This is a genomic window from Actinomadura sp. NPDC048021 (genome assembly GCF_040653135.1).
In the GTDB taxonomy this organism is placed as follows: Bacteria; Actinomycetota; Actinomycetes; order Streptosporangiales; family Streptosporangiaceae; genus Spirillospora; species Spirillospora verrucosospora.
In genome coordinates, this window is sequence record NZ_JBEZJQ010000006.1 from 47,878 (window position 1) to 66,588 (window position 18,711).

General features: G+C 71.5%; 18 protein-coding genes. 10 read left to right on the forward strand and 8 right to left on the reverse strand.

All coding sequences use genetic code 11. The annotated features are described in order from the left end of the window. Window positions 1-266 precede the first annotated feature (266 nt). Together AB0C87_RS12030 and AB0C87_RS12035 are read left to right on the forward strand one after the other, a co-directional pair. A complete protein-coding gene (locus tag AB0C87_RS12030) occupies window positions 267-791 on the forward strand; it encodes an MFS transporter (RefSeq protein WP_360577358.1) in 525 nt (174 codons plus the stop codon). Between the two features lie 43 nt (window positions 792-834). Then, on the forward strand, window positions 835-1,428 hold the full coding sequence (locus AB0C87_RS12035) for a WHG domain-containing protein (RefSeq protein ID WP_360577359.1): 594 nt from the start codon (window positions 835-837) through the stop codon (window positions 1,426-1,428). Between the two features lie 71 nt (window positions 1,429-1,499). Here the strand turns inward: AB0C87_RS12035 and clpX are convergent, their stop codons facing one another. The 4 genes from clpX to tig all read right to left on the reverse strand — a co-directional run bounded on the left by clpX (window position 1,500) and on the right by tig (window position 6,042). Beyond that, window positions 1,500-2,774, reverse strand: coding sequence for an ATP-dependent Clp protease ATP-binding subunit ClpX (gene clpX / locus AB0C87_RS12040; RefSeq protein ID WP_149261596.1), 1,275 nt, complete (start codon window positions 2,772-2,774; stop codon window positions 1,500-1,502). A 173-nt stretch (window positions 2,775-2,947) separates the two neighbouring features. After that, the gene (locus AB0C87_RS12045) at window positions 2,948-3,610 is read right to left on the reverse strand and encodes an ATP-dependent Clp protease proteolytic subunit (protein WP_360577578.1); all 663 of its coding nucleotides are present in this window, start codon (window positions 3,608-3,610) and stop codon (window positions 2,948-2,950) included. 61 nt (window positions 3,611-3,671) lie between these two features. Further along, the gene (locus tag AB0C87_RS12050) at window positions 3,672-4,304 is read right to left on the reverse strand and encodes an ATP-dependent Clp protease proteolytic subunit (RefSeq protein ID WP_345181000.1); all 633 of its coding nucleotides are present in this window, start codon (window positions 4,302-4,304) and stop codon (window positions 3,672-3,674) included. Between the two features lie 250 nt (window positions 4,305-4,554). Then, window positions 4,555-6,042 carry a trigger factor gene (gene tig, locus AB0C87_RS12055; protein WP_353832485.1) on the reverse strand — a complete coding sequence of 496 codons (1,488 nt, stop codon included), beginning with the start codon at window positions 6,040-6,042 and terminating at the stop codon, window positions 4,555-4,557. A gap of 294 nt (window positions 6,043-6,336) precedes the next feature. Between tig and AB0C87_RS12060 the strand changes: the two genes are divergently transcribed. Continuing rightward, the gene (locus AB0C87_RS12060; RefSeq protein ID WP_345180875.1) at window positions 6,337-7,488 is read left to right on the forward strand and encodes an EamA family transporter; all 1,152 of its coding nucleotides are present in this window, start codon (window positions 6,337-6,339) and stop codon (window positions 7,486-7,488) included. Window positions 7,489-7,539: 51 nt separating this feature from the next. Here the strand turns inward: AB0C87_RS12060 and AB0C87_RS12065 are convergent, their stop codons facing one another. Continuing rightward, on the reverse strand, window positions 7,540-10,125 hold the full coding sequence (locus AB0C87_RS12065; protein WP_360577362.1) for a Tex-like N-terminal domain-containing protein: 2,586 nt from the start codon (window positions 10,123-10,125) through the stop codon (window positions 7,540-7,542). 195 nt (window positions 10,126-10,320) lie between these two features. Here AB0C87_RS12065 and AB0C87_RS12070 point away from each other — a divergent pair, with 195 nt between their 5' ends. After that, window positions 10,321-11,607: a sensor domain-containing protein gene (locus AB0C87_RS12070; RefSeq protein ID WP_345180879.1), complete on the forward strand. Its 1,287-nt coding sequence runs from the start codon at window positions 10,321-10,323 to the stop codon at window positions 11,605-11,607. After that, window positions 11,559-12,203, forward strand: coding sequence for a response regulator transcription factor (locus AB0C87_RS12075; protein WP_345180881.1), 645 nt, complete (start codon window positions 11,559-11,561; stop codon window positions 12,201-12,203). The genes AB0C87_RS12070 and AB0C87_RS12075 overlap by 49 nt, the downstream gene beginning before the upstream one ends. Window positions 12,204-12,219: 16 nt before the next feature. Here AB0C87_RS12075 and AB0C87_RS12080 read toward each other — a convergent pair whose 3' ends face one another. After that, on the reverse strand, window positions 12,220-12,636 hold the full coding sequence (locus AB0C87_RS12080) for a cupin domain-containing protein (RefSeq protein ID WP_353832488.1): 417 nt from the start codon (window positions 12,634-12,636) through the stop codon (window positions 12,220-12,222). Between the two features lie 61 nt (window positions 12,637-12,697). On the opposite strand from AB0C87_RS12080, the gene AB0C87_RS12085 reads away from it, so the two are divergent. Further along, window positions 12,698-13,183, forward strand: a complete 486-nt coding sequence (locus AB0C87_RS12085; RefSeq protein WP_345180884.1) for a MarR family winged helix-turn-helix transcriptional regulator — start codon at window positions 12,698-12,700, stop codon at window positions 13,181-13,183. A 192-nt stretch (window positions 13,184-13,375) separates the two neighbouring features. Next, entirely contained in the window at window positions 13,376-15,211 is a 1,836-nt protein-coding gene (locus AB0C87_RS12090) for a glycosyl hydrolase family 18 protein (protein ID WP_360577364.1), read from the forward strand. A 94-nt stretch (window positions 15,212-15,305) separates the two neighbouring features. Here the strand turns inward: AB0C87_RS12090 and AB0C87_RS12095 are convergent, their stop codons facing one another. Then, a complete protein-coding gene (locus AB0C87_RS12095; RefSeq protein ID WP_360577366.1) occupies window positions 15,306-16,103 on the reverse strand; it encodes an SDR family oxidoreductase in 798 nt (265 codons plus the stop codon). Window positions 16,104-16,185: 82 nt separating this feature from the next. On the opposite strand from AB0C87_RS12095, the gene AB0C87_RS12100 reads away from it, so the two are divergent. Further along, window positions 16,186-16,779, forward strand: a complete 594-nt coding sequence (locus AB0C87_RS12100) for a TetR family transcriptional regulator (protein ID WP_360577368.1) — start codon at window positions 16,186-16,188, stop codon at window positions 16,777-16,779. Between the two features lie 92 nt (window positions 16,780-16,871). After that, complete coding sequence (locus AB0C87_RS12105; RefSeq protein ID WP_353832492.1) at window positions 16,872-17,555, forward strand: HAD-IA family hydrolase; 684 nt, start codon at window positions 16,872-16,874, stop codon at window positions 17,553-17,555. Between the two features lie 26 nt (window positions 17,556-17,581). Here the strand turns inward: AB0C87_RS12105 and AB0C87_RS12110 are convergent, their stop codons facing one another. Continuing rightward, window positions 17,582-18,160 carry a YceI family protein gene (locus AB0C87_RS12110; protein ID WP_360577370.1) on the reverse strand — a complete coding sequence of 193 codons (579 nt, stop codon included), beginning with the start codon at window positions 18,158-18,160 and terminating at the stop codon, window positions 17,582-17,584. 123 nt (window positions 18,161-18,283) lie between these two features. On the opposite strand from AB0C87_RS12110, the gene AB0C87_RS12115 reads away from it, so the two are divergent. Further along, window positions 18,284-18,664, forward strand: coding sequence for a helix-turn-helix domain-containing protein (locus tag AB0C87_RS12115; protein WP_345180896.1), 381 nt, complete (start codon window positions 18,284-18,286; stop codon window positions 18,662-18,664). The last annotated feature ends 47 nt before the right edge of the window (window positions 18,665-18,711 follow it).

Here is an 18,711-nt window from a genome sequence, read left to right on the forward strand (position 1 = left end):
GCCGGGCCGGAGCGCCAGATGCCAGCGTGTGAGCGCCGGCGCCGTCCGCCGTCAACGGGGCACGGTCGATGGGGCGCAATGCGACGCGTCCCGTTCAAGGGCTCGCCCAGTTGCCTGTCGCGCGACGGTCGGCCGCGCCGCGCCCTGCCCGGCCGAGACCAGTATCGAGATCATCGAGACCTGGAGAGCCCTCATGACGCCCCCCGTCCCCCACTTCCAACGACGAGCGCGCCGCGGTGCCGGAGGCGACCCGGGGCGGATCCCCCGTGGCGCTCGGCACCGCCCTGCTGGGCTTCGTCCTCATCTCGCTGGACGCGCTGATCGTCACCGTCGCGCTGCCGGACATCGGCCGCGGCCTCGGCGGCGGGGTGTTCACCTTCAGCCTGTACTTCCAGCAGGAGCGCGGGCAGTCGGCCCTCCACACGGGTCTGCTGTTCGTGCCGATGACGGCACTGGTCGCCGTGGTGAACCTGGCCTCGGCGCGGCTGGCCGGGCGGTTCGGCCCGCGCGTGCCGATCGCGGCGGGACAACTGCTCGGGACCGCCGGCCTGGCGGCGCTGACCACGGTCGGCACGCATACCCGGGTGGAGACGGTGGCGGCGCTGATGGTTCCGGTCGGCCTCGGCGGAGCGCTCGCGGTGCCCGCACTGACGGCGTCGCTGCTCGACGCGGTCCCCGCCGAGCGGGGTGAGGGCCACGTGATGGCTGCTGCGCTCGAAAGCATGGACGGCGAACTCGGGCGGTGGGGGCGGCCGGGGCGGGCCGCTTCGCCATGTCCGCGCGTTCCCTAACATGAATAGGCAGTCACCAAGATGCTCTAGGTCCGGAGGTTCCATGGCACGCGCGGGCATCACCGCCGAACGCCTCGCCCGGACGGCGGCGGAGCTGGCCGACGAGATCGGCTTCGACCGGCTCACCGTCTCGGCGGTGGCGCGCAGGCTCGGCGTCAAGGACCCGAGCCTGTACGCGCACATCGAGAACGCGCGGGAGCTGAAAGTGCGGGTCGCCCTGCTGGCCCTGGAGGAACTGGCCGACAGGGTCGCGGGCGCGGTGGCGGGACGCGCGGGCAAGGACGCTCTCGTGGCGTGCGCCGGCGCCTACCGCGCCTACGCCGCCGAGCACCCCGGACGGTACGCCGCGGCCCGCCTCGAACTCGACCCGGAGACGGCGGCGGCGAGCGCCGGGCCCCGGCACGCGGAGATGACGAGGGCGATCCTGCGCGGGTACGACCTTCCCGAACCCGACCAGACCGACGCGGTGCGCTTCCTCGGCAGCGTGTTCCACGGCTACGTGAGCCTGGAGCTGGCGGGCGCCTTCGGCCACACGGCCCGCGCGGCCGACACGTCCTGGGCGTGGGCGCTGGACACCGTCGACTACGCCCTCAGGAACCACCCGTCCCGCGCGGCCGCAGGACGGACGCGCCCCTAGCCGGAAACGCCGAGAGCAGCGGTGCCGCGTGGGCGCCCGCTGCTCTCGTGCGGTTCAGATCTCGTGCGGTGTCAGGCCGACTTCTCCCGCGGCTCGCGCTTGGGACGGTCGCGCGGGACGAGGGTCGGGTTGACGTGCTCCAGCACGGCCTCGCGGGTGATGACGACGCGGGCGACGTCCTGCCGGCTCGGCACCTCGTACATCACCGACAGGAGCACCTCCTCCATGATCGCGCGGAGGCCGCGGGCGCCGGTGCCGCGCAGGATGGCCTGGTCGGCGATCGCCTCCAGGGCGTCGTCGGTGAACTCCAGGTCGACCCCGTCGAGCTCGAAGAGGCGGTGGTACTGGCGCACCAGCGCGTTCTTCGGCTCGGTGAGGATGTTGATCAGCGCCTCGCGGTCGAGGTTGTGCACCGAGGTGATCACCGGGAGCCGGCCGATGAACTCGGGGATCATGCCGAACTTCAGCAGGTCCTCGGGCATCACGTCGCCGAGCACCGCCGACGACTCCTCGAAGTCGGACTTGGAGCGGATCTGCGCGCCGAAGCCCATGCCCTGCTTGCCGACCCGGGACTCGACGATCTTCTCCAGGCCGGCGAACGCGCCGCCGCAGATGAACAGCACGTTCGTGGTGTCGATCTGGATGAACTCCTGGTGGGGGTGCTTGCGGCCGCCCTGCGGCGGCACGCTGGCGGTGGTGCCCTCCAGGATCTTCAGCAGGGCCTGCTGGACGCCCTCCCCCGACACGTCCCGGGTGATCGACGGGTTCTCGCTCTTGCGGGCGATCTTGTCGACCTCGTCGATGTAGATGATCCCGGTCTCGGCCTTCTTGACGTCGTAGTCGGCCGCCTGGATCAGCTTGAGGAGGATGTTCTCGACGTCCTCCCCGACGTAGCCCGCCTCCGTCAGCGCCGTGGCGTCCGCGATGGCGAACGGGACGTTGAGCAGCTTGGCGAGCGTCTGCGCGAGCAGCGTCTTGCCGGATCCGGTGGGACCGAGGAGCAGGATGTTGGACTTGCCCAGCTCGACCAGGTCGTCACGGCCGGTGTCACCCGACTGGATCCGCTTGTAGTGGTTGTAGACGGCGACGGAGAGCGCCTTCTTCGCCGTCTCCTGCCCGATCACATAGGAGTCGAGGAACTCGTAGATCTCCCGTGGTTTGGGCAGGTTGTCCCACTTGAGGTCGGAGGTCTCGGAGAGCTCCTCCTCGATGATCTCGTTGCAGAGATCGATGCACTCGTCGCAGATGTACACGCCCGGACCCGCGATGAGCTTCTTGACCTGCTTCTGGCTCTTCCCGCAGAACGAGCACTTGAGCAGGTCACCACCGTCGCCGATGCGTGCCACCCAACCGTCTCCTTTTCGTGGGGCCGCCAGCCTTGGAGGATGCGGCGCAGCTGGTCTGCGTCCCGGAGGCTCACGACGTCGGGTTCGACGTTACCGCCTCCAGCGGACTTGGAAAGCCCCTCGCCCGGAAGTGTGACGACCGGGCTGGGGGACTCCCTCGTCCTCGTGCCGTCTCAGGACGACACTACCTCGGCCTTCCGCTTCCTGCTGGCGAAGACGTCGTCGATGAGGCCGTAGTCCTTGGCCTCGGCCGCCGTGAGGATCTTGTCGCGCTCGATGTCGCGGCGGACCTCGTCGATGCCCTTGCCGCTGTGCTCGGCCAGGATCGACTCCAGCAGATCGCGGATCCGCATGATCTCGCGGGCCTGGATCTCGATGTCGCTGGACTGGCCGTAGCTGCCCTCGGTCGCGGGCTGGTGGATCAGGATCCGCGAGTTGGGCAGCGCCGCCCGCTTGCCCGGCGTCCCGGCCGCGAGCAGCACCGCCGCGGCGGACGCCGCCTGGCCGATGCACACGGTCTGGATCTCGGGCTTGACGAACTGCATCGTGTCGTAGATCGCCGTCATGGCGGTGAACGAGCCGCCCGGCGAGTTGATGTAGATGCTGATGTCGCGGTCGGGGTCGATCGACTCCAGCGTGATCAGCTGGGCCATCACGTCGTTGGCGGACGCGTCGTCGATCTGCACGCCGAGGAAGATGATCCGCTCTTCGAAGAGCTTGTTGTACGGGTTCATCTCCTTGACCCCGTACGTGGTGCGCTCGACGAACGACGGAATGATGTAGCGGTCGTCGACCGGCTTCGGAGAGCCGCCCGCGTACGCGGCGGGCCGGACCATATCGCTGAAACCGGGTCGGATGAGGTCGCTCACTGTGTGCCTCCGAATCGTTGTGAGGTCGTCAGGAGACGGGGCCCTCGGAGGGCACCTGGTTGGCGCTGAGCACGACGTGGTCGACGAACCCGTAGTCCTTGGCCTCGTCGGCGGTGAACCAGCGGTCCCGGTCGGAGTCGCGCTCGATCTGGTCGAGCTCCTGGCCGGTGTGCTCGGCGATCTTCTCGGCGAGCGTCTTCTTGACGTACAGCATCTGCTCGGCCTGGATCTTGATGTCGGAGGCGGTGCCGCCGATGCCGCCGGACGGCTGGTGCATCATGATCCGCGCGTGCGGCAGGGCGTAGCGCTTGCCCCGGGCGCCCGCGCACAGCAGGAACTGCCCCATCGAGGCGGCCAGGCCCATGCCGACCGTGACGATGTCGTTCGGGACGTACTGCATGATGTCGTAGATCGCCATGCCGGCGGTGACGGAGCCGCCTGGCGAGTTGATGTAGAGCGTGATGTCGCGCCGGCCGTCCTCGGCCGACAGCAGCAGGAGTTCGGCGCAGATGCGGTTGGCGATGTCGTCGTCGACCTGCTGGCCGAGGAAGACGATGCGCTCGCGCAGCAGCCGCTGGAACAGCTGGTCGCCCAGAGGCAACAGGGGCGCCTCGGCGACCCGCGCCTGGATCCGCGACGACTCGTCGAAAGTCGGAGGCATGCTCACCGGGTGTTCCTCCGGTCCTTTTAATCGGTTCGGATGATTGGACATTAACGCGCTCACGGGCCCACTCACGCCCGGGGGCCCGGCTTTTCGCCAGGGGCGTACCCGGCGCGGCCCGGGCGACGCGCGCGTTCCGGACGATCTTCGCCTCGCATCCGGCCCGGCGGACCCCGCTCACGCGCACGCCCCGCACCCGTCGTACGGATGCGGGGCGTGCCCGGTGCCTCGTGGACGTCCAGGAAAAGCTCTAGGCGTCCTTGGTCTTGCCGTCCTGCTCGTCGGCAGCGTCGGCGGCCGGGGTCTCCTCAGCGGCGGCCTCAGCCGTCTCCTCGGGGGCCTCCTCCGGAGCGCCGCCCTCGGCCTGCACGTCGGCTCCGTCCTCGCCGGCGTCCTCGGCCTGGACGGTCTCGCCGTTCAGCTCGCGCTGCACGGCGTCGACGTCGATCTCGTTGCCCGACTCGTCCTTGACCGTGACGTGCTCGACCACGAGGTTCAGCGCCTTGCTGCGCAGGACCTCGGAGACGATCGCCGGGAGCTGGTTGTTCTGCGTCAGGTACTCGGCGAGCTGCTGGGGCTGCACGCCCATCTGCATCGCCTGCGAGACGACGTACTCGCTGAGCTCCTCGTTCTCGACGTTCAGCTCCTCCTGGACGGCGAGCTGGTCGAGCACGAAGCCGCCCTTGACCGCGAGGCGGGCCGCGTCGGCGACCTCGGTGTCGAACTCCTCGGCGGTCTTCTCCTCTTCCTTGAGGTAGTCGTCCTTGGTCATGCCGGCCATCTGGAGCTGCTGCTCCAGCTGCTGGTTGCGGCGGCCGATCTCCTCTTCCACGACCTTCTCGGGAAGCGGGATGTCGACCTTCTCCAGGAGCGCCTCGAGGGCCTTGTCGCGCGCCTCGGACAGCTGCTGCAGCTTCACCTGCCGCCCGAGCCGGACGCGCACGTCCTCGCGCAGCTCCTCGATCGTGTCGAACTCGCTGGCGAGCTGGGCGAACTCGTCGTCCAGGTCGGGCAGGTTCTTGACCTTGACGCTCTGCACGGTGACGGTGATCTCGGCCTCCTCGCCGGCGTGCTCGCCGCCGACCAGGGTGCCGGTGAAGGTCTTGTCCTCGCCCGCGGCGAGGCCGACAATGGCCTCGTCCAGCCCCTCGATCGCGGAGTTGCTGCCGACCTCGTAGGAGTAGCCCGCGGTGGAGGCGTCCTCGATCTCCTCGCCGTCGATCCGCGCGACGAGGTCGATGGTGGCGAAGTCGCCCTCCTCGGCCGCGCGCTCGGCGCCGGTGAGGGAGGCGAAGCGCTCGCGGAGGTTGTCGATGGTCTCGCCGACCTGCTCGTCGGTGACCTCGGCGTCCTCGACGACGACCTCCAGGCCGTCGTAGTCGGGCACCTCGAACTTCGGCCGGATGTCGACCTCGGCGGTGAACGCGAACTGGGTGCCGTCCTCCAGTTCGGTCACCTCGACGTCGGGCTGTCCGAGCACGAAGATCTCGGACTCCTCGACGGCGCGGCCGTACAGCTCGGGAAGCGCGTCGTTGACCGCCTCCTGGAGGACCGCTCCCCGGCCGACGTACTTGTCGATCAGCGGGGCGGGAACCTTGCCGGGCCGGAAGCCCTTGATCCGCACCTGCTGCGAGATCTCCTTGTACGCCTTGTCGAGGTTCGGCTTGAGCTCGTCGAACGGAACCTCGACGGTGAGCTTGACCCGCGTGGGGGTCAGCTCCTCGACATCGGTCTTCACTGGGGTCGGTCTCCTTGATCGGGCGCTGTCTCGGCCGCGGCGTTCGACGCGTTCTCTTCCTCTTTACGTGCGAGCCCTCGGCCTCCACGCAGCGGGCTGCGCCGTGGTGCTCGGCCGGTCAGTCTCTCGGCGGCGCGGGCACGCCGAAATACGGCTCCGCGCCTTCGCGCGGCCAAGTCTATGGGGTCGCGGCCCCGGCTGCGGACATCGGAGGCCCGCAAGCCCGGGGAATCCGAGTCAGCGCCACCGTACGGGCAGTGACATGGAGCACCGGGACCCCCATACTCGTCCGGGATGAACGGGATAGCCGCGGCCTCCAGTGCGACCGGTCTCTACTACCTCGGGTTCGCCGTGTTCAAGCTCGCGGCGGACCGGATGCCCCCCGTCCGGGGCAACCGCATCCCGCACATGGTGTGGACGATCGTGAGCAACTGGGTCTTCCTGATCGCGCTCGGGATCGTGCTCGGCGGCCTCGGCCTGCAGATCCTCGCGCTGCGCAACCTGCCGCTGTCCACCGCCGTACCGATCTTCATGTCGGGCATCGTGCCGCTGCTGCTGATCGCGCTGGTCTTCTTCGGCGAGCGGCTCACCCCGCGCGAGTGGCTCAGCCTGGTGCTGATCGGCGGGGCGATCCTGCTGCTGACCGCGTCGCTGCGGGGAGACGAGCCGATCGGCTCGGCCGACGCGCCGCTGTGGAAGATCGCCGCGGTGGTCGCCCCCGCGGTGCTGGTGCCGGTGCTGATCCTGGTCCTCGGCGACCACCGGCCCGACGGCCGGCACGCCCGCCCGGTGACCGGCATCGCCTACGGTCTGAGCTCGGGCTTCCCGGTCGGCACCGCCGAGCTGGCGATCAAAGGGTGGAGCGACGACGCGCACGCCACGAGCCCGCGCATCGCCGCGACGCCGTGGCCGTACCTGACGGTGCTGGCCGCGGCCATCGGGTTCGGGATCATGGTCATGGCGTTCCAGCGCTGCCGGGTCTCGATCGTGGCCACCGTGATGACCGTGAGCGCCAAGACCTACCTGCTGGTCATGGGCACGTTCCTGTACGCGGAGCCGTGGCCGCAGGACGCGGCGCACTCGGCGATGCGGCTGGGCGCGCTGGCGCTGGGCGCGGTCGCCGTCCTGCAGTTCCCCCGGCACCGGCCGATTCCGGACGAGCCCGACGGCTCCTCCGCGGAGGGCGCCGACGCGGTGGACCCGTTCGGCACGGCGGTCGGCGGGCCGGCGCTGGGCGGCCCGAGGCTCGGCCAGGCGTACCGGCACGCTCCGCAGGTGCCGCGGCAGCGTTCCCCGTACGCGCAGGACCCGCTCGGCGAGGGTTCCCACGCCCGGCCCGAGGCCTCTCCCCCCGAGGCGGCGCCGCAGCCGCGGCGTCCCGTCCGCCCGCGGCGCCCGACCGAGACGGGCTCGGACGGTCGCTGGCGCGGCTTCGGCGACGACTGAACGGCGCCCCGCCGCCGAGCGGGGGACGCCGTTCAACGCTGTCGCCGGGTGTCAGCGCTTCTTGCCGGAGCGGCCCTTGTCCTTGCTGGGGAGGCCCTTGTCCAGGCCGGCGCGCCGGAGCGCGTCGGCCATGGCGCCGCCCCCGGAGAAGTCGCCGCCTCCCTGGCCGCCGCGGCGCTGCCCGCCGCGCTGGTTCCGGCCGCGCTGGTCCTGACCCCGCTGGCCCTGCCCCCGCTGCTCCTGACCCCGCTGCTCCTGACCCCGCTGGTCCTGACCGCGCTGCCCCGGGCCCCGCTGGCCCTGGCCGCGCCGGTCCTGACCGCCGCGTCCCGGACGCGCGCCGCCCTCGCGCTGCTCGCGCTGCTCGCGCTGCTCGCCGCGCCGACCGCCGCCGCCCTGCTGGTCGCGGCCCGGCTCGTCGTCCAGGCGCAGCGTGAGCGAGATGCGCTTGCGCTGCAGGTCGACGTCCAGGACCTTCACGCGGACGATGTCGCCGGGCTTGACGACCTCGCGGGGATCGGAGACGAACTTGTCCGACATCGCGGAGATGTGCACGAGCCCGTCCTGGTGGACGCCGACGTCCACGAACGCGCCGAACGCGGCGACGTTGGTGACGACGCCCTCCAGGAGCATGCCGGGTTCGAGGTCGGCGAGCTTGTCGACGCCCTCCTTGAACGTGGCGGTCCGGAACGCCGGGCGCGGGTCGCGGCCGGGCTTCTCCAGCTCGGCGAGGATGTCGGTGACGGTCGGCAGCCCGAAGGTGTCGTCGACGAACTCCGCCGGCCTGAGCGAGCGCAGGACGGCGGTGTTGCCGACGAGGGACTTGATGTCCGTGCCCGCGGAGTCCAGGATCCGGCGGACGACGGGATAGGACTCGGGGTGCACGCTGGAGGCGTCGAGCGGGTCGTCCCCGCCGGGGATGCGCAGGAAGCCCGCGCACTGCTCGAACGCCTTCGGGCCGAGCCGCGGGACGCCCTTCAGCCCGGCGCGGCTGCGGAAGGGGCCGTTGGCGTCGCGGTGCGCGACGATGTTGTCGGCGAGGCCCTCGCCGATGCCCGACACGCGGGTGAGCAGCGGCGCGGACGCGGTGTTGACGTCGACGCCGACGGCGTTCACGCAGTCCTCGACGACGGCGTCGAGGGAGCGCGACAGCTTCACCTCGGACACGTCGTGCTGGTACTGGCCGACGCCGATCGACTTGGGGTCGATCTTGACCAGCTCGGCGAGCGGGTCCTGCAGGCGGCGGGCGATGGACACCGCGCCGCGCAGCGAGACGTCCATGCCGGGCAGCTCGCGGCCCGCGTACTCCGACGCCGAGTACACCGACGCGCCCGCCTCCGACACCATGACCTTGGTCAGCTTGAGGTCGGGATGCCGGGCGATCAGGTCGGCGGCGAGCTTGTCGGTCTCGCGTGAGGCGGTGCCGTTGCCGATCGAGACCAGGTCGACCCGGTGCTCGCGGGCCAGCCGGGCGAGCGTCTCGATCGACTCGTCCCACCTGCGGCGCGGCTCGTGCGGGAAGATCGTGTCGGTCGCGACGACCTTGCCGGTCGCGTCCACGACGGCGACCTTGACGCCGGTGCGCAGGCCCGGGTCGAGGCCCATGGTCGTGCGGGTGCCGGCGGGCGCGGCGAGCAGGAGGTCGCGCAGGTTGGCGGCGAACACGCGGACCGCCTCGTCCTCGGCCTCCTGCCGCAGCCGGGTGCGCAGGTCGATGCCGAGGTGGACGAGGATCCGGGTGCGCCAGGCCCACCGGACCGCGTCCGACAGCCACTTGTCGGCGGGACGCCCCTGGTCGGCGATCTCGAACCGGCGGGCGATCTCCACCTCGTAGGAGCTGCGCGCGGCCGGGTCCTCCCCCGCCTCCTCGGGTTCCAGGTCGAGGTCGAGGACCTCCTCCTTCTCCCCCCGGAACAGCGCGAGGACGCGGTGCGAGGGCAGCTTCGCGAACGGCTCGGCGAAGTCGAAGTAGTCGGAGAACTTGGCGCCCGACTCCTGCTTGCCGTCCCGCACGCGCGAGACCATGCGCCCCCGGTTCCACATCCGCTCGCGCAGGGCGCCGATGAGGTCGGCGTCCTCGGCGAAGCGCTCGACCAGGATGGCGCGGGCGCCCTCCAGTGCGGCGGCCGCGTCGGCGACGCCCTTCTCTTCGTCCACGAACGCCGCGGCCTCGGCCTGCGGGTCGCGGGACGGGTCGCCGAGCAGCATCTCGGCGAGCGGTTCGAGCCCGGCCTCGCGGGCGATCTGGGCCTTCGTCCGCCGCTTCGGCTTGTACGGGAGGTAGATGTCCTCCAGCCGCGCCTTGGAGTCGGCCGTGATGATCTGCGCTCGCAGCTCGTCGGTGAGCTTGCCCTGCGACTCGACCGATTCCAGGATCGCGGCGCGGCGCTCGTCCAGCTCGCGCAGGTAGCGCAGCCGCTCCTCCAGCGCGCGGAGCTGGGCGTCGTCGAGCGCGCCGGTGGCCTCCTTGCGGTAGCGGGCGATGAACGGGACGGTCGCCCCGCCGTCGAGCAGGTCCACCGCGACCCGCACCTGCCCCTCGCGGACGCCGATCTCCTCGGCGATGCGCTCGGTGATGGGCCGCAGGGCGGGCCCGGGGCCCTGGCCGTCGGACGTCTGGCTGATGGTCGCTGTCACAGCTTGAATTCGCTTTCTCCCCTGAGTGTCGCCTGTGCATTGTCCAGGGAACGGGGCCGGTTGTCTTGTCACGCTCGAATGACGGTAGGCCTAACCCCACCGCATCGGTCACGAAGAGGGGGTCTAGCACCACCGAGCCGCGAGGGGCGAACGATGACAATGGTGGAGGTCCCACGGCGAACCCTTGGAGGAACGGTGAGTGAGCTACTGCGCGGGTACGGGCGGCGCGCCCTCGCCTGTTTCGGGCGGGCGGTCGTCCAGATCGTGCTGGCGTACGCGGTGAACCTGCCCTTGTTCATCGTGACCGTGCTGTCGATCGCGTTCATCCCGCTGGGGTTCGGGGTCGTCCTGGCTCCGGTGATGTTCCAGGCGATCCGGACGGTCGCCAACCAGCAGCGCGCGTGGGCGGCCGGGTGGTCGGGGGTGCGGATCCCCGTCCCGTACCGGGCGGAGCCGGCCGGGGCGGGCGTGTTCGGCCGGCTGAAGTGGGTCCTCGCCGATCCGGCCTCGTGGCGCGACCTGCTGTGGACGCTCCTGAACGTGCCGGTCGCGCTCGTCCTCGGCGTCCTCGCGGGCGGCCTGACGCTCTACGGGCTGGAGGGCGTGTTCGTGGCGCCGTGGGTGTCGCTGCTCACCGACTACGGCTGGGGTCCCTTCTGGCCGCTGAGCGACTGGGGCGTCATCGGCTTCGTCGGCACCATCGTGCTGGGCGCGGCGCTGACGGCGGTGTCCGTCCCGCTGGGGCCGCTGTTCCTGAAGGCGCACGCCCGGTTCTGCCAGTCCCTGCTAGCGCCGACGCGGGACGCGCTGGCCGAGCGCGTCGAGCGGCTCACCGAGACGCGCTCGGAGGCGGTGGACGCCTCGGCGGCCGAGCTGCGCCGCATCGAGCGCGACCTGCACGACGGCGCGCAGGCCCGGCTGGTCGCGCTGAGCATGAACATCGGCCTCGCCGAGGAGATGATGAAGCACGACCCCGAGACGGCGCAGAAGCTCCTGGCCGAGGCCCGCGAGGCGAGCGGGACGGCGCTGACGGAGCTGCGCGACCTGGTCCGGGGCATCCATCCGCCGGTCCTGGCCGAGCGGGGCCTCGACGGCGCGGTGCGCGCCCTCGCCCTCACCCTGCCGCTGCCCGTCGACGTCCGGATCGACCTGCCGGGGCGCGGCGACGCCCCGGTGGAGTCGGCGGCGTACTTCGCGGTCGCGGAGATGCTCGCCAACGTGGTCAAGCACTCGGCCGCGCGGCGCGCCTGGGTGCAGATCGAGCACCCCGGGGACCGGCTGATCATGATCATCGGTGACGACGGGACCGGCGGCGCCGACCCGGGGGCCGGGAGCGGAATGCGCGGTATCGAGCGCAGGCTGGCGGCGTTCGATGGGACGATGGCGGTGACGAGCCCGGTCGGCGGGCCGACCATCGTGACCATGGAGCTGCCGTGCGCGTTGTCATCGCCGAGGACCTCGCCCTCCTCCGGGACGGGCTGATCCGCCTGCTGGAGGCGTTCGGGTTCGAGGTCGTCGAGGCGGTCGACAACGGGCCGTCCCTGCTGAGGGCGCTGACCACGCACCGCCCGGACGTGGCGGTCGTGGACGTCCGGCTCCCGCCGACGTTCACCGACGAGGGGCTCAGGGCCGCGCTGGACGCGCGCAAGGAGATCCCGGGCCTGCCGGTCCTCGTGCTGTCGCAGCACGTGGAGCAGCTGTACGCGCGGGAGCTGCTGTCCGACAGCACGGGCGGCATCGGCTACCTGCTGAAGGACCGCGTGTCGGACGTCAAGGTCTTCGTGGAGGCGGTGCGCCGGGTCGCGGGCGGCGGCACCGCGCTCGACCCCGACGTGGTGGCCCAGCTGCTCACCCGGCACGCCCGCGAGGAGCCGCTGCAGCAGCTCACTCCCCGCGAGCGCGAGGTGCTCGGGCTGATGGCGGAGGGCCGCTCGAACGCCGCGATCGCCGCGAAGCTGTTCGTGACCGAGAAGGCGATCAGCAAGCACACCAACAGCATCTTCGGCAAGCTCGGGCTGCCGCAGTCCGAGGACGACAACCGCCGCGTCCTCGCCGTCCTGGCCTACCTGGGCGCCTGATCCCCGCCGCCTCGGCTCACGCGGCCCAGGGCGGGACGATCCGCTCGTCCCCCTGGGGCGCGATGGCGCACCGGGTCTCGTCCACCAGGGCTTCGGGGTCGTAGGCGAGGCAGCCCGCGTGGGCGGCGACGACGGCGGTGAAGCCGGTGTCCCCGGCCGTGATCTGGCGGGGCGCGTCGGCGGGCAGGACGACGGTGTCGCCGGCGCCCGCCTCCAGCTTGCGGCCGTCCAGGTCGACGGTGGCGTCGCCGTCGAGGAACGTCCACACCTGCTCGGTGTCGAACGCGTGCAGCGGACCGGTCTTGCCCGGCGTCCCCTTCACGCGCCAGACCGCGATCCCCTCGGTGCCGCCCTGGGTCGGCGTGGCGGCCGTGGTCATCACGCCGTTCGGCGTCTCGGTCCGGCGGCTCTCGGCGTTGCGGATGAGCGTCATGGTTCCCCGTCCCCTAAGTTAGACAATGTGGTTGTCCATATAGTCAACGAGGTTGTCTTTCATGTCAAGTGACGGCGGGCCGCGGGACGCGCCCGGGTTCGAGCTGCCGCTGCGGCTCTTCCTGGCGTTCCGCGTGATCATCGACGAGCTGCACGCCGAGCTGGCCCGGCAGGGGCATCCGGACCTGCGCCCGATGCACGGCTTCGTCTTCCAGGCCATCGGACCGGACGGCACGACGGCGGTCGAGCTCGGCCGCCGGCTCGGGGTGTCCAAGCAGGCCGCGGGCAAGATGGTGGAGTCACTGGAGCGGGCGGGCTACCTGGAGCGCGGCGCCGACCCCCGGGACGCGCGCCGCAAGATCGTCCGGCTGACCGCGCGGGGGGTCGACTCCCTCGTCCGGTCCGAGCGGATCTTCGAGCGGATCCGGGGCGACTGGGTCCGGACGCTGGGCGCCGACCGCATGCGGGCCCTGGAGGACGATCTCCGCCGGATGACGTCCGCGGACCTGTGGCGGCTCGACATGCCGGGATGGTTCGGCGCGTCCTGATTTTTCTGCGCGCCCGGTGACCGTATGAGTCCAGGCAGTCGCTTAGACCACTCGTTCCGGCGTCCGCGGGTCTCCCGCGAGCCCTTGTCGGCGCCGTTCGGCGCGGTTACGATCGGGCCAATTCTTAGGAAACTTTCCTAAGAATTGGCGGGGATTCCTGTTTGCTTCGGGGGCCGAACCGAACGGAGAACCATGTCACGACCGGGCGGACGGCGGGCCATCGCGCTCGCCGGCGCAGCGACACTCGCGGCGGCCGCGGCCCTGCTCACGGCGCCCCCGGCGTCGTCGGCGCAGGCGGTCACCGCCACCTGCAAGAAGACCTCCGACTGGGGCACCGGCTTCGACGGCAACTGCACCATCACCAACGGCACCGGCTCGGCGATCAGCAGCTGGAAGCTGGAGGCGGACCTGCCGTCCGGGACGTCCGTCGGCAACGTCTGGAACGCGACCAAGACCGTCTCCGGGAACCACTACACGTTCGCCAACACCGGCTGGAACGGCACGATCGCCGCGGGCGCGAGCACCAGCTTCGGGTTCGGCGGCACCGGTTCCGGCTGGTTCACCAGCTGCACGATCAACGGCGCGACCTGCGACGGCTCCACGCCCCCCGAGAAGGACACCGAGGCCCCCTCGGCCCCGTCCGGCCTCCGCTCCACCGGCAAGACCGCCACCAGCGTGTCGCTGGCGTGGACCGCGTCGACCGACAACGTCGGCGTCACCGGCTACGACGTCTACAACGGCTCCGCCAAGGCGGCATCGGTGATCGGCACCAGCACGACCGTCGGCGGGCTCTCGGCCAAGACCGCCTACACCTTCACCGTCAAGGCCAAGGACGCCGCCGGGAACACCTCCCCCGCGTCGGCGCCGGTGTCCGTCACCACCGACGAGGGCGGCGGCGGCAACCCCGGAGGCGGCGGGAACAAGGTCGTCGGCTACTTCACCGACTGGGGCGTCTACCAGCGCAACTACCACGTCAAGAACGTCGAGACGAGCGGCTCGGCCGCCAAGCTGACGCACATCAACTACGCGTTCGGCAACGTGACGGGCGGCCGGTGCGCGATCGGCGACTCCTACGCCGACTACGACAAGGCCTACACCGCCGACCAGAGCGTCGACGGCGTCGCCGACAACTGGGACCAGCCGCTGCGCGGCAACTTCAACCAGCTGCGCAAGCTGAAGAAGCTGCACCCGGACCTGAAGGTGCTGTGGTCGTTCGGCGGCTGGACCTGGTCCGGCGGCTTCGGCCAGGCCGCCCAGAACCCCGCCGCGTTCGCCGAGTCCTGCTACAACCTGGTCGAGGACCCGCGTTGGGCCGACGTGTTCGACGGCATCGACATCGACTGGGAGTACCCGAACGCCTGCGGGCTGACCTGCGACACCAGCGGGCCGGACGCGTTCAGGAAGCTGATGGCCGCGGTCCGCGCCAAGTTCGGGTCCGGCAATCTCGTGACCGCCGCGATCACCGCGGACGCGAGCGCCGGCGGCAAGATGGACGTCACCGACTACGGCGGCGCCGCCCAGTACGTCGACTGGTACAACCCCATGACCTACGACTACTTCGGCGCCTGGGACGCCAAGGGGCCGACCGCGCCGCACTCGCCGCTCACGTCCTACCCGGGCATCCCGCACGAGGGCTTCAACAGCACCGACACGATCTCCAAGCTCAGGGCCAAGGGCGTGCCGGCGAGCAAGCTGCTGCTCGGCATCGGCTTCTACGGCCGCGGCTGGACGGGCGTCACCCAGTCCGAGCCGGGCGGCGCCGCGACCGGGGCCGCGCCCGGCACCTACGAGGCCGGCATCGAGGACTACAAGGTCCTGAAGGGCAAGTGCCCCGCGACGAGCACGGTCGCCGGAACCGCGTACGGCAAGTGCGGCAGCGAGTGGTGGAGCTACGACACCCCGTCCACCATCCGCGGGAAGATGGGCTTCGCCGGCGACCAGGGTCTCGGCGGCGCCTTCTTCTGGGAACTCAGCGGCGACACGACGGGCGGTGAGCTGATCACCGCGATCAAGAGCGGTCTCGGCTGAGCTGTTCGCAGAAAGGGGTACTCCCAGCCCCCTCAGACAGCCGAGACTTCGGGCCCCTGACCAACCGGACGCCGGTCAGGGGCCCGCCCCTTGCTCAGAGCAGGGACTGGCCTCCGTCCACCGTGAGGATCTCGCCGTTCATGTAGGTGTTGGCCATGAGGAACAGGGCGGCGGAGGCGGCCTCCTCGGCCGTCCCGAACCGTCCGAGCGGCATGGACCCGCCCGCCTCGGCCATCGCCGCGTCGCCCTCCGCGCCGGAGGCGGCTCCGTAGGCCGTCCGCAGCAGAGGGGTGTCGAAGGCCCCGAACCGGATCGCGTTGACCCGCAGGCGCGCGGGCGCGTACTCGACGGCGAGCGCACGGGTGAGCGTCTCGACGGCGCCGCCCGCCGCCACCGGCGCGGACATCCCCGGACGGGGACGCGGCACGAGGATGCCCGAGGTCAGCGTGATCGACCCGCCCGGGGGCATCCGGCGGGCGGCGGCGCGCGCGACGACGAGCACCGCCCACGCCGGTCCCTCGACGGCGTCCCGCACGACGTCCCGGGTGAGCCCGGTGAGCGGCCCCATGCCGACAGGGCGCCCGGCCGTCACCAGCACGTGGTCGACGGTGCCGGCGCGCTCGAAGACCTCCTCCACCGCGTTCTCGTCCGTGACGTCGGCGGCCGCTCCCAGCACCTGGGCCGCGGTCCCGGCCGCGGCCACGCGCGCCACGGCGGCGTCCAGCCGGGTCCTGTCGCGGCTCGCGAGCACGATCCGCGCACCGGCCGAGGCGAGCAGCTCCCCCGCGGCCAGGCCGATGCCGGAGCTGCCCCCGAGGATCACCGCCGTGCGGCCGGCGAGGCTCGCCGGGAGCGGTGAGCGGGCCGGGACGGGCGCTTCGGTCGTGGTCATGCGTCCTCCACAAATAAACCATCTGGTTGTTTTAGAATGCTCCCCGGACCGGCCGAAGTCAACCGGGTGGTTTAATCCGCGTATGGGCTACGACGCGGAGGCGACCCGCCGGCGGATCTTCCAGGCCGCCACCGCCGAGTTCGCCGCGCGCGGGCTCGCGGGCGCCCGGATCGATCGCATCGCCACCGAGGCACGGGCCAACAAGCAGGCCATCTACCTGTACTTCGGCGGCAAGGAGAAGCTGTTCGGCGCCGTGGTGCGCGCGAAGATGGCGGAGATCGGCAACGCGTCCGACATCGATCCGGACGGCCTGGCGGACTCCGTGGGCCGGCTGTTCGACTGGTACAGGGAGCACCCGGAGCTGGTCAGGCTGCTTCTGTGGGAGGCTCTGGAGACCTCGGGCCAGGTGCAGGGCGAGGCGGAGCGCCGCGAGGAGTTCCGGCGCAAGGCCGCGCGCTTCACGGAGCGCGGCGGCGGACCCGCGGACCCGGACCGCACGCGGGCCGTCCAGGACCTGATGTTCACCGTGTTCGGCCTCATCGCGTGGAACTTCGCCGTCCCGCAGTTGCGCCGGGTGATCCTGGACGAGGAGGACGACGCCGCCACCTTCGCGCGCCGCCGCGCGTCGGTCATGGAGGCGGCGCGGGTACTCGCCCAATCACACGGGTTCGGCTGAGCGGGTTCGACGACATTGGGAGCTTCCTTGCAGAACTGGACGCCGCGTCAGGTCCAGGCCGAGCCGACCGCCGCGCTCCTCGGCCTCCTCTCATGATCACGGCGGTGCTGTTCGACCTGGACGGGACGCTCCTCGACCACGAGGACGCCGCGCGCCGGGCCGTCGTCGGGATGTTCCCGGACGAGGACCCGGCGCCCCTCGCCGCGCGCTGGGCGGAGCTCACCGACCAGGCGGTCGACCGGTACCTGGCGGGCGAGCTGAGCTTCGCCGAGCAGCGCCGCCTCCGGATCGTCACCCTCGCCCGGGAGCTCGGCCTCGGTGACTGGGACGACGCCCGCGCCGACGCGTGGCTCACCGGGTACGTGGCCCGCTACCAGGCGGCCTGGCGCCCGTTCCCGGACGCCGGGCCGGCGCTCGACGCCCTCGCGGCGCGCGGCCTGCGGCTCGGGGTGATCACCAACGGGGACGCCGCCCAGCAGCGCCTGAAGGTCGAGCGGATCGGGTTCGCCGCCCGGCTCCCCGTCGTCGTCGCCTCCAGCGAGGCGGGCGCCGCCAAGCCCGCCGCCGGGATCTTCCTGACGGCCTGCGCGGCCCTCGGCGCCGAACCGCACGCGGCCGCCTACGTCGGGGACCGGCTCGTCGTCGACGCGCAGGGCGCCGCCGCCGCGGGCCTCACCGGCGTGTGGCTCGACCGGTCCGGCGGCCCGTCTCCCGGCCCCCTGGACGTCGCGCGCATCACGACGCTGGACGCGCTCCCGTCCCTGCTCCGGGGCTGATGCGGCGTCGTCTCCGCGGAGCCGGGTCAGCCGTCCTGCAGGACCGCCTCGATCTCCAGGACGATCTGGATCTTGTCGCTCAGCGCGAGCCCGCCGCCCGCCAGGGTCGTCGCCTCGCCCACGCCGAACTCCAGGCGGCTGAGCTCGCCCGTCGCGGTGAACCCGGAGCGGGCGCCTTTGGACGGGTCGTCCTGCCGGAACGGGTCGGGACCGAAGCCGCCGATCTCCAGCCGGAGCGGGACCTGCCGGGTGACGCCGCGCAGCGACAGCTCGCCGTCCAGCACGAAGTCCTGGCCGTCGCGGCGCACGCCGGTCGAGCGGTAGGTCATGGCGGGGTGCTCGGCGACGTCCAGGAAGTCGGCCGACCTGACGTGCTCGTCGCGCTGCGCGTTGCCGGTGTCGACCGACGCCAGGTCGATCGTCGCGGTCACCGACGAGTCGAGGGGGTCGGCGCCGGTCACGATCGTCCCCTCGAACGTCCCGAAACGGCCGCGGACCCGGCTGACCATCAGGTGCCGGACGGTGAAGCCGACCCCGGAGTGGAGGGGGTCGATGGTCCAGGTCCCGGCGACGTAGCCGGGGATCTCGACAAGCTGGGCCGTCATGGTGTCTCCTACGGTTATGGAAGGTAAGGCAGTTCCTTTCGGGAACCGCTTCCATGGTGCGGACAACCCGTTATCCGGCACAAGAAGGCACTTTTTTCTGCCCCGGTCACCTGGAGGGAACCAATGGAGCACACCGCCGTCGGCTGCCGCGCCCGCGAGATCCTCGACCGCATCGGCGACAAGTGGTCGCTGCAGGTCATCGCGGTGCTCGGCGAGCACACCAAGCGGTTCACCGAGCTGCGGCGCGAGATCGACGGCATCAGCCAGCGGATGCTCACCGTCACGCTGCGCGGGCTGGAGCGCGACGGCATCGTCACCCGGACCGTCTACCCCGTGGTCCCGCCCCGCGTGGAGTACTCGCTCACCCCGCTGGGCGCGACGCTGATGGACGCGGCCGGCACCTTCGTCGCCTGGGCCGAGGACCACCTCGGCCAGATCGACGCCGCCCGCGCCGAGTACGACGCCCGCCAAATGGACGTGCAGGCGGAGGACGCCCGGCGGTAACGTGGATGGCGATGGTCATTCACGAGGTGGGACGGCGAGCTAGCCGC